Annotated in this window: 10 protein-coding genes and 1 pseudogene; 6 read left to right on the top strand and 5 right to left on the bottom strand. The window is 65.3% G+C overall.

Annotation, left to right across the window (positions count from 1 at the left end):
* Positions 1 to 35: 35 nt before the first annotated feature.
* Genes PHI64_RS10300 through PHI64_RS10290 form a run of 3 tightly spaced genes read right to left on the bottom strand, consistent with a single transcriptional unit; the run spans position 36 to position 2,041 of the window.
* Positions 36 to 923 (bottom strand): hydrolase 1, exosortase A system-associated, encoded by an 888-nt coding sequence (locus PHI64_RS10300; protein ID WP_299882290.1) that lies wholly within the window; start codon positions 921 to 923, stop codon positions 36 to 38.
* On the bottom strand, positions 920 to 1,765 hold the full coding sequence (locus PHI64_RS10295) for a hydrolase 2, exosortase A system-associated (protein ID WP_299882288.1): 846 nt from the start codon (positions 1,763 to 1,765) through the stop codon (positions 920 to 922). Before PHI64_RS10295 ends, PHI64_RS10300 begins: the two co-directional genes overlap by 4 nt.
* Positions 1,766 to 2,041, bottom strand: coding sequence for an acyl carrier protein (locus PHI64_RS10290; protein WP_299882286.1), 276 nt, complete (start codon positions 2,039 to 2,041; stop codon positions 1,766 to 1,768).
* A 237-nt stretch (positions 2,042 to 2,278) separates the two neighbouring features.
* On the opposite strand from PHI64_RS10290, the gene PHI64_RS10285 reads away from it, so the two are divergent.
* The 6 genes from PHI64_RS10285 to PHI64_RS10260 all read left to right on the top strand — a co-directional run bounded on the left by PHI64_RS10285 (position 2,279) and on the right by PHI64_RS10260 (position 10,747).
* A complete protein-coding gene (locus PHI64_RS10285; RefSeq protein ID WP_299882284.1) occupies positions 2,279 to 2,974 on the top strand; it encodes a GNAT family N-acetyltransferase in 696 nt (231 codons plus the stop codon).
* A gap of 132 nt (positions 2,975 to 3,106) precedes the next feature.
* Complete coding sequence (locus tag PHI64_RS10280) at positions 3,107 to 4,357, top strand: glycosyltransferase (RefSeq protein WP_299882282.1); 1,251 nt, start codon at positions 3,107 to 3,109, stop codon at positions 4,355 to 4,357.
* Between the two features lie 125 nt (positions 4,358 to 4,482).
* Positions 4,483 to 6,087, top strand: a complete 1,605-nt coding sequence (locus PHI64_RS10275; protein WP_299882280.1) for an acyl-CoA ligase (AMP-forming), exosortase A system-associated — start codon at positions 4,483 to 4,485, stop codon at positions 6,085 to 6,087.
* Positions 6,084 to 7,328, top strand: a complete 1,245-nt coding sequence (locus tag PHI64_RS10270; RefSeq protein WP_299882278.1) for a pyridoxal-dependent decarboxylase, exosortase A system-associated — start codon at positions 6,084 to 6,086, stop codon at positions 7,326 to 7,328. The genes PHI64_RS10275 and PHI64_RS10270 overlap by 4 nt, the downstream gene beginning before the upstream one ends.
* Before the next feature lie 103 nt (positions 7,329 to 7,431).
* On the top strand, positions 7,432 to 8,919 hold the full coding sequence (locus PHI64_RS10265) for a lipopolysaccharide biosynthesis protein (RefSeq protein WP_299882276.1): 1,488 nt from the start codon (positions 7,432 to 7,434) through the stop codon (positions 8,917 to 8,919).
* A 25-nt stretch (positions 8,920 to 8,944) separates the two neighbouring features.
* Entirely contained in the window at positions 8,945 to 10,747 is a 1,803-nt protein-coding gene (locus PHI64_RS10260) for an asparagine synthetase B (protein ID WP_299882275.1), read from the top strand.
* 299 nt (positions 10,748 to 11,046) lie between these two features.
* On the opposite strand, the pseudogene PHI64_RS10255 reads toward PHI64_RS10260, so the two are convergent.
* Together PHI64_RS10255 and PHI64_RS10250 are read right to left on the bottom strand one after the other, a co-directional pair.
* Positions 11,047 to 11,394: pseudogene (locus PHI64_RS10255) on the bottom strand (transposase); the annotation flags it as partial.
* Between the two features lie 110 nt (positions 11,395 to 11,504).
* Entirely contained in the window at positions 11,505 to 13,250 is a 1,746-nt protein-coding gene (locus PHI64_RS10250) for a flotillin domain-containing protein (protein WP_299882274.1), read from the bottom strand.
* Positions 13,251 to 13,280: the final 30 nt, after the last annotated feature.

The raw sequence follows: 13,280 nt of genomic DNA, 5'->3' as shown, positions 1-13,280 counted from the left end.
CCGGGGCGAGTGCTTACTCGCCCCCGCGGATAGAATCAGCGGGCCAGGCCCCTGGCCTGCAGCCAGGCATGGGTGGCCTCAGCAACGGCCTGGGCCTCTCCGGGGCCGGAGAAGGTATGGTCGGCTTCCGCAAAGCGGGTGATGTCCAGGTCGGAACGCGCCAACGCCTTACGCCACTCGGCATTCGACTTGCACGCATCATCGAACTCCCGTGCCACGTAGTCACGTCCACTCAGAAAAATGGCCAGCGGGCCCTTGCGTGCCAACAGCCCCCGGGCCATACGCTCGGGAAAAGCACCGCCCGCGTCACTGACAACATCAGTGGCGGTGTCGGCCGGCGCCTTGCGTGCCGCACGGAAAAAGGAAAACAGGCTGCCGAAGGATTTCAGAAAACTCACCTGACCGCTGCCGAGCTTCTTCCAGAAGGAAGGATCGGTGATGCGCTGCAGGTAGTAGTGCTTGAGGAAGACCTTGGCCTGGCCCGCCTGGGTATGCACCCAGGGGTTCAGCAACACCGCCGCGGCCACCCGCACATCCTGCTGGGCGGGGTACAGGCACACGGCGCTGGCCCCGTCACACAGGCCCCACAACACCACCTGGCGCAAACCCGGACACGCCTTCAGGAAAGCGCCGATGGCGGCATCCACGTCTTCGCTGACAGATTCGAAATCCCGAGCCGGGCCGGTGGAGTCGCCCATGCCCCGGTAATCGAAGCGCATGCAGGGCACCCCCTGCGCGGCCAGGTAACGCGCCAGCAGCACGAACTGACGGTGGGAACCGGCACGGTACTGCGGCCCGCCCACGATAACGAGCACACCGGTTTCCGTCGCCGCTTCGGGCACCGAGACGATGCCCACCAGGGATTCCCCGGCGCAATCGAAAAGCACGGCACGATCCTGCCAGCTGCGCGGTGCGGCCGTCATGAAAAATCCTCCAGCACCCTCACGGATGCCTCGATCAGCCCCGGGCACAGCTCGATCTCCTGGGTTTGCCAGAAAGCCGGGCCCGCCACCGCCTCGGCGCGCACCTGTACGCCCGCCTTCGACCAACGCTCCACCAGCACCCGCAGGGCCGGAGAAACCTCGGTACGATCAGGGGGGCCGACTTCGAAAGCAGCCACCGGCGCCCCGTAGGCAGCCGGCAGACTCAGCGTTGCTGCCTCCATGCCGCTCGCCAGAGCTGCAGACAGGCTGTAACCGGCGATCTCCACTGCATCGCCAGCCTGCAGGCTGGCGCGGATGGCCTCCATGGACGCCTTGGCATCTGCATCGGCAAGCATCTCGCCAGCCGCCTTGAGACGCAGGAACTGGGTAAGGTGCTGACGGCCATTGGCCACGGGTTGCCACAGCAGCAAGGGGGCTACAACCCCGCTCGCACGCAGCCAGTCGGACAGCACCAGCGCACCGCTGCGCAGGCTCCACAGGACCAGCGGACCGGAAAGGTGCTCTGCGGCCCAAGCCCAGGCATCCTGAAGATCCCCTTTCCAGGCCGCCCAACTGGCATCGCCAAAATCACCGTCGCTGTCACCACAACCGGTGAGGTCCACCTGCAGGGTATTCCAGCCACATCCGGCAAACGCAGCCGCCGCGAGGGCCACCATCCGCCGGGACTTGTTCATCTCCTCGGCGAAGGCATGGACGAATATGACAGTGCCTCGGGGTGCTTCAGCGCGGGTCAACAGACAGAAACGCGGGCAGAAGCGACCTCCTGCCGTCGCCCCGCCCGGGAGGAAGAACGCCTCCCGCCGGGGCAGGATAGCTGTCACTCAGGCAAGCTTTCCGTTCACGAAATCGACGAGAGAGCCAACCGTTGCAAAGGTTGACCCGTCAATCTCGTCGTCTTCCACGACGAAGCCGAAGCGCTCTTCCATCATGTTGATCAAACCGACGACCGCCATGGAGTCAAGATCGGGCAGGGCACCCAGCAGCGGGGTATCGAGCTCGAATTTGGCAGCAGCGCCACCCAGACTCAGGACTTCGTCGAGAATCGACAACACTTCGTTCTTCGTATCCAAAAGCAGACTCCAGTCGGAAAAATCCATTTATGCAGACACAAGTCCAAGGCCGGCAAAGCCGGAAACAGCAGGCTTGATATCATCGCATTATATGCGACAGGCCCCTCCGGGGCACCGTGAAGTAGGTTGCAGAGCAGCAAGCTCGGTAACAATCAGGACAAATTATCCTTGTTTTGCATTTTTCCACAGTCCCTGGCAGGCATTGCGGTTACCTTTCGCGCCAGCCAGCTCCCGGCACCCTCGCTTCATTGATCTCGCCCGATAATGCCCTTTCAACGCATCCGCACCACCTACAAGCAGTTGGGCGCCCTTGATGGCAGCCTCTACTACCTGAGCCTGCTGCTGGACAAGGGCAGCCTCGGTCATGTCCGCCTGGTCCGCTACTACCTGGTTGCCCAGCCGATTCACGGAGAGGCTGCATGCCGCCCGTCGGTGAAGAACCCGATTGTCGAACTCACCCCGGACAATCCTTTGATTCCTCGCTTTCCCCGCCCGCCCGAAGTCATCGCCCGGCGCATGCGGGACAAGGCCCAGTGCTTCGTAGCACGCTCCGGCGACGAGTTCGCCGGCTTTCTGTGGCTCGCCTACGGGGCCTATGACGAAGATGAAGTGCGCTGCCGTTACGAGCTGGCAGACACCGCCACCTGCGTCTGGGACTATGACGTTCATGTGGAACCCAAGCACCGCATCGGGCGCACCTTTGCGCGCCTCTGGGACGCCGCCAACAGCCACCTGGACAAGCGCGGCATCCGCTGGAGCATGTCGCGCATATCGGCCTACAACCCGACCTCCCTCGCCGCCCACGGCAGACTGGGCATCCACAAGCTGTGCAGTGCCACCTTCCTGTGCATCGGTCCGCTGCAGATCAGCTTCATAGGCACGGCGCCGTGGTTCCACATCAGTCTTTCGGCCGCGTCCCGCCCCACCGTCAAGCTCGCGCCACCACAACACGGACAATGACCGACGGAAGCACTATTTGGCAAAATTTGTGAAGGGTGTCGGTTACACTCCGCGCCTCAATTCAAAGTAAATTTTCCGGCATCCGTCGAAGCCCAGGCCTGGCCGGGCGGGCGCTCCGGATGCACAGTATTCATGACCGACAAGCGTGTGCTGATGATTGCCTACCACTACCCGCCCGTACGGACGAGCAGTGGTATCCAGCGAACCCTGAAGTTCTCGGAATACCTGCGGGACCACCACTGGGAACCGATGATTCTCACCGTATCCCCGCGGGCCTATGAAGCAGTCAGCAACGACCAGATGGGCGAGATCCCGGCCGGCATGGTGGTGGAACGGGCCTTCGGCCTGGACACCGCGCGGCACCTGTCCCTCAAGGGGCGCTACCTGCGCTGGATGGCCCAGCCCGACCGCTGGGTCAGCTGGTGGCCGATGGGGGTGATCCGGGGCATGCAACTGATCCGCCGTTACCGGCCCAAAGCCATCTTCGCAACCTTCCCCATCGCCACCGCGCCGATGATCGGCCTGACCCTGCACCGGCTGTCGGGCCTGCCCCTGGTCCTCGACTTCCGGGACGGCATGACCGAGCCCGGCTACCCGGTCAACCCCAGCACCTGGAAGATCCATCGGCGCCTCGAATCCCGACTCATTGCCGCCTGCAGCCGTGCCATTTTCACCACCCGGGCCACCCGGGACATGTACGCCGAGCGCTATCCTGACAAGCCGGCCAGCTGCTGGGCAGTGATCGAGAACGGCTTTGACGAGGACAACTTCCGCGACGCCGAACAAGGCCTCGACACCCGCCGCCTCGGCCCCGAGGGCCAGATGGTGCTGGTGCATAGCGGCGTGCTCTACCCCGCCGAACGCGATCCGCGGGCCTTCTTTGCAGCCCTCCAGGCCATGAAGCGCGCCGGCGAGATCTCCGCAGCAAGCCTGCGCATCGTCCTGCGGGCCACCGGCACCGACGATTACTACAGCAAGCTGCTGGCCGAATACGGCATCGACGACATCGTGGTGATCGAACCTGTGGTGGCCTACCGCAGCGCCCTCCAGGAAATGATGCGCGCCGACGGCCTCCTGCTTTTCCAGGCCGCCGCCTGCAACAAGCAGATCCCGGCCAAGCTCTACGAATACGCCCGCGCCGGCAAGCCCATCATCGCCCTCACCGACTTTGCCGGCAACACGGCGGGCACCCTGAACACGCTCCAGGCCCCGTGGATAGCCGACATCACCGATGCAGCGCAGATCCGCGAGATGCTCGGCACCATCATCGCCCGCTGGAAGGCCGGCACCCTGCAAGGGGTCGAACGCCAGCTTGCCGACACCTGCTCCCGCCGCTCGCGCACCGCCGAGCTGGCCAGGCTGCTCGACAGCCTGCCCGCCTGAGCCACTGAATCACCCCGGCTGTGATCCATCACGCGTATTCGGTCATGAAGCTCAGATAGACTGACAGCCGCAGTCCAACGGTGGCTTTGCCCGCTCAACCGGTTCGCAGAATTCACTCCACACCCATGCACACGACGACTCTCCTCCACGAACTGATCTCCGCCTCGGCGGAGCGTGCCCCCGCCTCCGCCGCCCTCACGGCGGGCGCAATCACCCTCAGCTACCAGGAACTCGACACCCAGGTGGCCGGCTTTGCCGCCGGGCTGATGGCCCTTGGTCTGGACCGGGGCGAGCGGGTCGGCATCTTCCTGGACAAACGCATCGAGATGGTGGTGGCGAGCTTTGGTACGGCCCGGGCGGGTGGCGCCTTCGTGCCGGTCAATCCCATCCTCAAGGGCGAGCAGATCGGCCACATCCTGCGTGACTGCAACGCCCGCGTGCTGGTGACCTCCCCCGAGCGCCTGCCCCTCCTGGCCGACACCCTCAATCACTGCCACGACCTGCGCCAGGTGATCCTCACCGGCCCGCTCACCAAGCCCGTCGAGCTGCAGTCGGCCAGCCTGCACCAGTGGTCCGAGGTGCTGGCCAGCGCACCCTGTACCGGCCACCGGGTTGTTGACAGCGACATCCTCTCCATCCTGTACACCTCCGGCAGCACCGGCCGCCCCAAGGGCGTGGTGCTGTCCCACCGCAACATGGTGGCCGGCGCCAAGAGCGTCGCTTCCTACCTGGGCAACAACCAGGGCGACACCCTGCTGGCCGCCCTGCCCCTGTCCTTCGACGCGGGCTTCTCCCAGCTCACCACCGCCTTTCACTCCGGCGCCCGGGTCGTGCTGCTCAACTACCTGCTGCCTCAGGACGTGCTCAAGGCCATGGTCAAGGAGAAGGTCACCGGCCTCACCGCCGTACCGCCCCTGTACATCCAGTTGGCCCAGCTCAAGTGGCCAGAAACCGTCACTGACCACCTGCGCTACTTCGCCAATACCGGCGGCCGCATGCCCCTGGAAACCCTCAAGGCCCTGCGCGCCCACCTGCCACGCACCCAGCCCTTCCTCATGTACGGCCTCACCGAGGCCTTCCGCGCCACCTACCTGCCCCCCGACCAGGTGGACACCCGCCCCGACTCCATTGGCAAGGCCATCCCCAATGCCGAAGTGCTGGTGCTGCGCGATGACGGTACCGAATGTGCCCCCAACGAACCGGGCGAGCTGGTCCAGCGGGGCGCCCACGTGGCCATGGGCTACTGGAACGATGCGGAGAAGACCGCCGAACGCTTCAAGCCCCTGCCCGCCACCGCACCAGGCCGCCAGAGCGGCTTCGTGCTGCCCGAGATCGCCGTGTTCTCCGGCGACACCGTGCGCCGTGACGAGGAAGGCTACCTGTACTTCATCGGGCGCCGCGACGAGATGATGAAAACCTCCGGCTACCGGGTCAGCCCCACCGAGGTCGAGGAGATCCTCTACAGCACCCAGATGGTGGGCGAATGCGTCGCCTTCGGCGTGCCCCACCCGGCCCTTGGTCACTCCATCTGCGTGATCGCCACCGGCAAGGACGGCGCCGCCCTCGACAGCGCGGCCCTGCTGGCCGAATGCAAACAGCGCATGCCCGCCTACATGGTGCCCTCGGTGATCGAAGTGCGGGACGGCCCCCTTCCTCGCAACCCCAACGGCAAGATCGACCGCAAGACCCTTTCCACCGAATTCGAGAACACGCACAAGGTGCAGCAATGAGCGATACCCCCCGCGAAAAGCCGGTCCATGCCCCCACCGACCAGTTTCCCGTCCAGGGCAACGAGCTGCTGGTGGGTGGCATCCCCCTGACCCGCCTCGCCGCCCGGGTTGGCCAGACCCCTTTCTACGCCTACGACCGCGCCCTGCTGACCCGCCGCGCCACCGAGCTGCGCGCCGCCCTGCCGGCCGGCATCAAGCTGCACTACGCCATGAAGGCCAACCCCATGCCCGCCGTGGTCAACCACATGGCCGGCCTGGTGGACGGCATCGACGTAGCCTCCGGCCTTGAGCTCAACGTCGCCCTCGACAGTGGCGCCGACCCCCGCGAGATCAGCTTCGCCGGCCCCGGCAAAAGCGACGCAGAGCTGCACAAGGCGGTGGCCGCGGGCATCCTCATCAACATCGAATCCTTCCGCGAAGTCGGCGTGCTTGCCGCCATCCAGCAGCAAACGGGCTGGACGGCCCGGGTGGCGGTGCGCGTCAACCCCGACTTCGAGCTGAAGAGCTCCGGCATGAAGATGGGCGGCGGCCCCAAGCAGTTCGGCGTAGACGCCGAACAGGTGCCCGAGCTGCTGGCCGAGATCGGCAAGGCCGGCCTGGGCTTCGAAGGCTTCCACCTGTTTGCCGGCTCCCAGAACCTGCGCCCCGAGTCCATCGTAGAGGCCCAGCGCAAGTGTTTCGACCTGGCCCTGCGCCTGGCCGAATCGGCCCCCGGGCCAGTCAAGTTCCTAAACCTGGGCGGCGGCCTCGGCATTCCCTACTTCCCGGGTGAGCAGCGCCTCGACCTCACCAGCATCAGCGCCAACCTGGCCGCCATCCAGGAAGACGCCCGCCAGAAGATGCCCCAGGCCGAGATCGTCATCGAGCTGGGCCGCTATTTCGTTGGCGAGGCCGGCATCTACGTCTGCCAGGTGGTGGACCGCAAGGTCTCCCGCGGCCACACCTACCTGGTCACCAACGGCGGTCTGCACCACCACCTGTCCGCCTCCGGCAACTTCGGCCAGGTGATCCGCAAAAACTACCCGGTGGCCATCGGTAACCGCGTGGATGCGCCGGCTGGTGAGGCCGTGTCCGTGGTCGGCCCCCTGTGCACGCCCCTCGACATCCTGGGCGACCGCATGAACCTCCCCGAGGCCCAACCCGGCGACCTGGTGGTTGTTTTCCAGTCCGGAGCCTACGGCGCCAGTGCCAGCCCCCACGGCTTCCTGAGCCACCCGGATCTGGTCGAGGTCCTGGTCTGAGCGACCGGAGCTCAAACCGCGGCATCACCAGGCCTGGCCCGATGCCGCAGCTGTCCGCCCTCACCTGCGCCCCTCCCGGACGTCCCCTTTCCTCTCCGAGTTCATGCCACCTCCCCAGAGAAGCCTCTTTGCCAACGCCCTGATTGTGGTGGCCATGCGCTGGACCGATCGCCTGATCGGGCTGATCAGCACCCTGATCCTGGCGCGCATCCTCACCCCCGAGGATTTCGGCATCATCGCCATGGCTTCGGTGCTGGTCGGCCTGGTGGACGTACTGCTGGACCTGGGCGTCAACATGGCGCTGATCCAGAACGCCAACGCCGACGACGAGGACTACCACACGGCCTGGACCATCCGCCTGATCCAGTCGGCAGCGGTGGGCGCCATCATCTTCGCCCTCGCGCCGCTGGCCGCCGACTACTACCGCGACCCGCGGGTGGCCGACGTGACCCGCCTGATGGCCGTGGGCATGCTGGTGGGCGGCTTCGAGAACATCGGCGTGGTGTGCTTCCAGAAGAGCATGGCTTTCGGGCAGGACTTCCGCTTCTTCTTCATCCGGCGCCTGGCGGGCTTTCTGGTCACCATCGCCCTTGCCGTCACCCTCGAATCCTACTGGGCCATGCCCCTCGGCGCTCTGGCCGGTCGTTTCACCGGGGTGGTACTGAGCTACACCATGCACCCCTTCCGGCCGCGCTTCTCCCTGTCCCGCGTCCGGCACCTGTGGTCCTTCTCCCAGTGGGCCCTGATCCGCAGCATCGGCGTGTATTTCGACACCCAGTTCGACCGCTTCCTGGTCGGCCGCATCTCTGGTGCGTCCACCATGGGGGCCTACACTCTGGCCACCGAAATCGCCCAGATGCCCTCCACCGAGTTGCTGCAGCCCCTCGGCCGGGTGCTCTTTCCGGCCTTTGTTGCCACCAAGCACGACCCGGCGCGGCTGCGTGAAGCCTATCTGGTTGCCCTGGCCGTCCAGGCGCTGCTGGCGATTCCGGCCGGGGTGGGCCTGGCCTGTGTGGCCGACCGGGCCGTGATGATCATGCTCGGTACCCAATGGGCGAGCGCCATCCCCTTCGTCCAGACCCTGGCCCTGGTGTTTTCCCTGGCGGCCCTGTCCCACGCGGCGGGCTACCTGCTCATCACCATCGGCAAGATCCGCACCCTCAGCCTCTTCGTGTGGGTCCAGAACATTGTCTTCCTGTCGATCACCGGCCTGATGTTCTCGTCCCTCAGTGCCCTCGACATCGCCCACCTGCGCCTGGGCGTGGCAACCCTCGGCCTCGGCCTCTTTCTCGGCGTGATCCTGCTGGAAGTACGGGAGCTGCGCGCCACCGACCTGCTGCGCGCCATCTGGCGCCCGGCCACGGCCGCCGGCCTGATGGCTCTGACCGACACGCTCGTCAGCTTTCCCGACAGTCTGCCCCTGTTGCTCGCCTTCCTGCTGGAGGTGGCCCTGGGCGCCCTGTCCTATTCGCTCGCCCTGCTCGGGCTATGGGCCCTGAGTGGCCGCCCCCAGGGCGCCGAAGCTTACATCCTCGCCAAACTGAAGCTGTCCCGCTTTCTGCCGGCCGCCCAGCGCAGCGATGTGCAGTAAATCCACGATTTGAACGGAGTCAGAGTTGGAAAGCAAAACCTTGATCCACGCCCGCCTGACGGCACCCCGCAGCGGCATTGCCCCCGATCTGGCCATCCAGCCCTCGCCCGAAGGGTGGTCCTGCAGTTGGGCCGGCGGACGGATGAACGTGAGCAAGCCGGCCACCCTGGCCGAGCGTAACGGCATCCTGTGCGTCAGCCGGGGCGCGCCGCGCTTTGCCGAGGCCGGCAACAATGCCGCCGAGCTCTGGCTGACCCGCTTCGAACAGCGGGGCGCCAAGGCCGTGGACGGCGTGAAGGGCCGCTACGCGGTGGCCTTCATCGACACCCGCAGCAACACCGTCACCCTCTTCAACGACAAGTTCGACACCGAACCCTGGTGCTACGGCGTCGAGAACGGCGAGCTGGGCCTGGCCGACCGGGCCGACGGCGTGCCTCTCGAAAAGCGCACCATCAGCGCCCAGACGATCTTTGACTACCTGTACTTCCACGTCATCCCGTCGCCGCTGACCATATTCAACGAGGTCCATCGCCTGCCTCCCGCCAGCCAGCTCCAGTGGAGCGGCGGCAAGGCCAAGATCAGCAAGCACTGGCTCCCCGAGTTCGGCGAGACCCCGGGCATCAGCCTGGCCGAGGCCAAGGGCCGCTTCCTCGACATCGTCCGCGAATCCGTGCGCAACGAATACGCCGGTCCCGACACCGGCTCCTTCCTGTCCGGCGGCACCGACAGCTCCACCGTGTCCGGCATGCTGTGCCAGGTGGGCGGCGCCCCGGCCCGTACCTACTCCATGGGCTTCAACGCCACCGGCTACGACGAGATGGAGTACGCCCGGATCGCCGCCAAGCACTTCAAGACCGACCACCACGAGTACTACGTCACCCCCGAAGACCTGCTCGAAGGCATCCCCCTCGTGGCCCGCAGCTACGACCAGCCCTTCGGCAACTCGTCCGCCGTGCCCGCCTGGATCTGCGCCAGCCGCGCCCGCGCCGACGGCATCACCAAGCTGCTGGCCGGCGACGGTGGTGACGAGCTCTTCGGCGGCAATTCCCGCTACGCCAAGCAGAAGGTCTTCGGCTGGTACGACACCATTCCGTCCCTGCTGCGCAGCACCCTGGTGGAGCCCCTCTCCGGCCTGCCCGGCTTGGGCAGCATCCCGCTGGTCAAGAAGGGTGTGAGCTATGTGGAACAGGCCCGTGTGCCCATGCCCGACCGCATGGAAATGTACAACCTGCTCCACCGCCTGGGCATCGACACCGTCTTCGAGCCCGGCTTCTGCCGCCGCGTTGACCTCGACTCCCCGGGCAAGCTGCAACGCGCCACCTGGGGTGAAGTAAAAAACGCCAGCCTGGTCAATCGCATGCTGGCCTTCGACTGGAAGTACACCCTGGCCGACAACGACCTGCCCAAGGTCATCGGCACCACCCGCCTGGCCGGCGTGGACGTAGGCTTCCCCTTCCTGTCAGACGAGCTGCTGGACTTCTCGCTCACCCTCCCCACCGAGTGGAAGCTCAAGGGCCTCAAGCTGCGCTGGCTGTTCAAGGAAGCCCTGCGCGGCTTCCTGCCCGACGAGATCATCACCAAGAAGAAGCACGGCTTCGGCCTGCCCTTCGGCATCTGGGCGGTCAAGCACCCGGGCCTCAGCAAGCTGGCCACCGAAAACCTCGAAGCCTTTGCCGCCCGCGGCGTGATCCGCCCGGGCTTCATCCGCGAGCTGCACGAAAAGTGGCTGCCCGAGAGCCCGGGCTACTACGGCGAGATGGTGTGGATCATCATGATGCTGGAGCAGTGGCTGCAGGCCTATGCGCCGGACTGGAAGATGGACAAGTAAGCCCGAAATCATAAGCCCGCGTCAGCGGGCTCAGACTGCTGACGAACCCCCGGTTTTTCCGGGGGTTCGTGCTTTCTGACGCCCTCTCGGACGACAGGAAACGCCCGGTAGCGGCCTGAGCCCGTGGCGCTCATCTGGAGAAAGAGGAGATGTTGGCCGCGTAGAGCGCTTGTGAGGGCGTGGTAAAGCCGGAATTTCGGGCCAAAAAGGGCGGCGGCCCGGTGGCTGGGGCGGCCGTAGCCCATCTCCCCATACAGGCCGCGCCCGCCGATGAGCTTGTGCTCGATCCCCGTCCCGGCAAAGCGACGCCGGCGGTTCTGGCTCAGCGTGGATGCGTCGGGAACCTTGTAGGTCAGGCGCAGCCCGAGAAACCAGCGGTAGGCCACATTGACCTCGATCTCGCGCACCAGCCGACGCTCGGAGTGCACCTCGACCAGCTAGCCGACGAACAGCATCTTGAACAACACCACCGGGTCGATTGCCGGGCGGCCGTTGTTGGCACAGTAGAGACCTTCGGTCTTCTCGCGGATGAAGTCGAAGCGGATGTGAGTGTCGATCAGGCGAAGCAGGTGATCACGCAGAACCAGTTGGTCCAGCGTCACCCTCTCCAGTTCGGTCTGAGCGGTGGCGGCAGCAGGCTTGAGCATGCCGATATTATGAAAAACAAGCCCCCGGCGGGCGGGGGCTTGGGGCTTTGTCAGCAGTCTGAAGACCCCGCCTCGGCGGGCTTTGGATTTATCTGGCGCTCAGGCGCAGATCAGGCATTCGCGGCCTGCATCGCACCGTCCGCCTCCTCCGGCTTCACCAGCATCCCGCCCAGGGCCTGGGCGATCCCGGTGATGCCTTCATTGGAAAGGCCAGCATCCTTCATAACCGCATCCACAATCGGCTTGGCCAGTTGGTACTGCAGCGCCGAGTTCATCACCTGCTCCGGAAACGTGGCCCCACCTGCGCCGCCGACGCCCGGGCTGCCGGACGTGCTGCCCGGTGCGCCGGGCACGCCGCTGACCTGGAGGATGCGGATCGAGTCGATTTTCTCCATCGGCCGCACTGCCTGCTCAAGGATGTCAGGCAGTTGCTGGAGCAGCAGGGTGCGCACCTGCAGATCCACCTGCGCCGCCGACAGGGTGTTGAGCGCTTCGTTGATGGCCCGCTTGCCGGCGGCTTCCGCCAGGGCTGCGGCCTGACGCGCCGTGGCTTCGATGGTGATGGCATCGGCCCGGTCGAGGGCCGCTTCCTTTTCGGCAGAGGCCGACACCTTGATGGCAATGGCGCTCTGCTCGGCCTCCTTGGATGCCTCGATCAGCTGGATGCTCTTTTCCCGCTCTGCCACCGCCACCTGACGGGCGGTATTGACCAGTTCCTCCGCCTTCACCGCCTCGGCCCGGGCCAGGTTGGCGGCCGCGTCGGCATCGGACTGCTCGCGGGACTTGGTGGCGATGGCGATCTGGGTGTCCTGCCGGGCAATCTCCACCTGCTTGCGCTGCTCGGCCCTCTGCATCTCGGTCTTGCGTTCGAGCTCGATCTCCCGGGTCTGGACAGCCAGATTCTTGTCGATCTCCCGCGTCTGGATGGCCAGGTTCTTGTCGATCTCGGCGGCCTTGATCTCCCGCTCCGACTCAATGCGCTTCTGGCTGACCTGCAGCTCCGCATTGATCTTGGCGGCCTCGGCCTCCCGGTTGCGCTCGGCCTGCTGGGTGGCGATCAGGGCCGCCTGTTCGGCGCGGCTGTTCTCGATTTCGCGCCTCTGCGACAGGGACGCAAACTCCTCATCCTTCTCGATGGTGAGCTTCAGGCGCGTCGCTTCCAGGTTCTTGGTGCGGACCAGGACTTCCGTGTCCTGCTCCACGTCATTACGCTGCTTGCGCCGTGCCTCGGTCTGCTCGGTAAGGCGGGTCAGGCCCTCGGCATCAAAGGCGTTGTTGGGGTTGAAGAACTGCTTGTCTGTCTGATCCAGGCTGGTCAGGGATACAGACTCCAGCTCAAGGCCATTCTTCTCCAGGTCTTCCGCCACCGCATTCTGGACCGCCTGTACAAAATCCCGGCGCTTGTCCTGGAGCTCCTGGATGGTCATGGTAGCCGCCGTGGCCCGCAGAGAATCCACGAACTTGTCCTCCACCAGAGTCTTCAGCTCGTCAGGGCTCATAGTGCGTGCACCCAACGTTTGCGCGGCAATGCTGATCGACTCTTCGGTCTGCTTGACCCGCACGAAGAAGGCGGCCGTCACATCCACCCGCATCCGGTCCTTGGTGATCAGACTCTCCCGTTCCCGTCGCAACACCTCAAGCTTCAGGGTGTTCATATTGACGAGCACCCGCTCATGAAACACCGGTAGCACGATGGCGCCGCCATCCATGATGACTTTCTGCCCACCCAGGCCGGTGCGCACAAAGGCGGTTTCCTTGGTTGAGCGTTTGTAGAGGCGTGCAAACACGATGCCGACAGCCAGCAACGCGATCAGCACGATGCCTGCCAGACCCAGCATTTCGATCAAGTTGGTCATTCGAAGATCTTTCTTGGAGGTTTGAAAAGG

It is taken from the genome of Zoogloea sp., from assembly GCF_028689785.1.
In the GTDB taxonomy this organism is placed as follows: domain Bacteria; phylum Pseudomonadota; class Gammaproteobacteria; order Burkholderiales; family Rhodocyclaceae; genus Zoogloea.
Note: the sequence above shows the minus strand (reverse complement) of the source record. Positions and strands in the feature narration are given on the sequence as shown.

What these genes read in the sequence shown, in the direction of transcription:
- PHI64_RS10250 (WP_299882274.1), bottom strand. Translation starts at nt 13,250, where the DNA reads ATGACCAACTTGATCGAAATGCTGGGTCTGGCAGGCATCGTGCTGATC.
- PHI64_RS10275 (WP_299882280.1), top strand. Translation starts at nt 4,483, where the DNA reads ATGCACACGACGACTCTCCTCCACGAACTGATCTCCGCCTCGGCGGAG.
- PHI64_RS10285 (WP_299882284.1), top strand. Translation starts at nt 2,279, where the DNA reads ATGCCCTTTCAACGCATCCGCACCACCTACAAGCAGTTGGGCGCCCTT.
- PHI64_RS10280 (WP_299882282.1), top strand. Translation starts at nt 3,107, where the DNA reads ATGACCGACAAGCGTGTGCTGATGATTGCCTACCACTACCCGCCCGTA.
- PHI64_RS10290 (WP_299882286.1), bottom strand. Translation starts at nt 2,041, where the DNA reads ATGGATTTTTCCGACTGGAGTCTGCTTTTGGATACGAAGAACGAAGTG.
- PHI64_RS10270 (WP_299882278.1), top strand. Translation starts at nt 6,084, where the DNA reads ATGAGCGATACCCCCCGCGAAAAGCCGGTCCATGCCCCCACCGACCAG.
- PHI64_RS10300 (WP_299882290.1), bottom strand. Translation starts at nt 923, where the DNA reads ATGACGGCCGCACCGCGCAGCTGGCAGGATCGTGCCGTGCTTTTCGAT.
- PHI64_RS10265 (WP_299882276.1), top strand. Translation starts at nt 7,432, where the DNA reads ATGCCACCTCCCCAGAGAAGCCTCTTTGCCAACGCCCTGATTGTGGTG.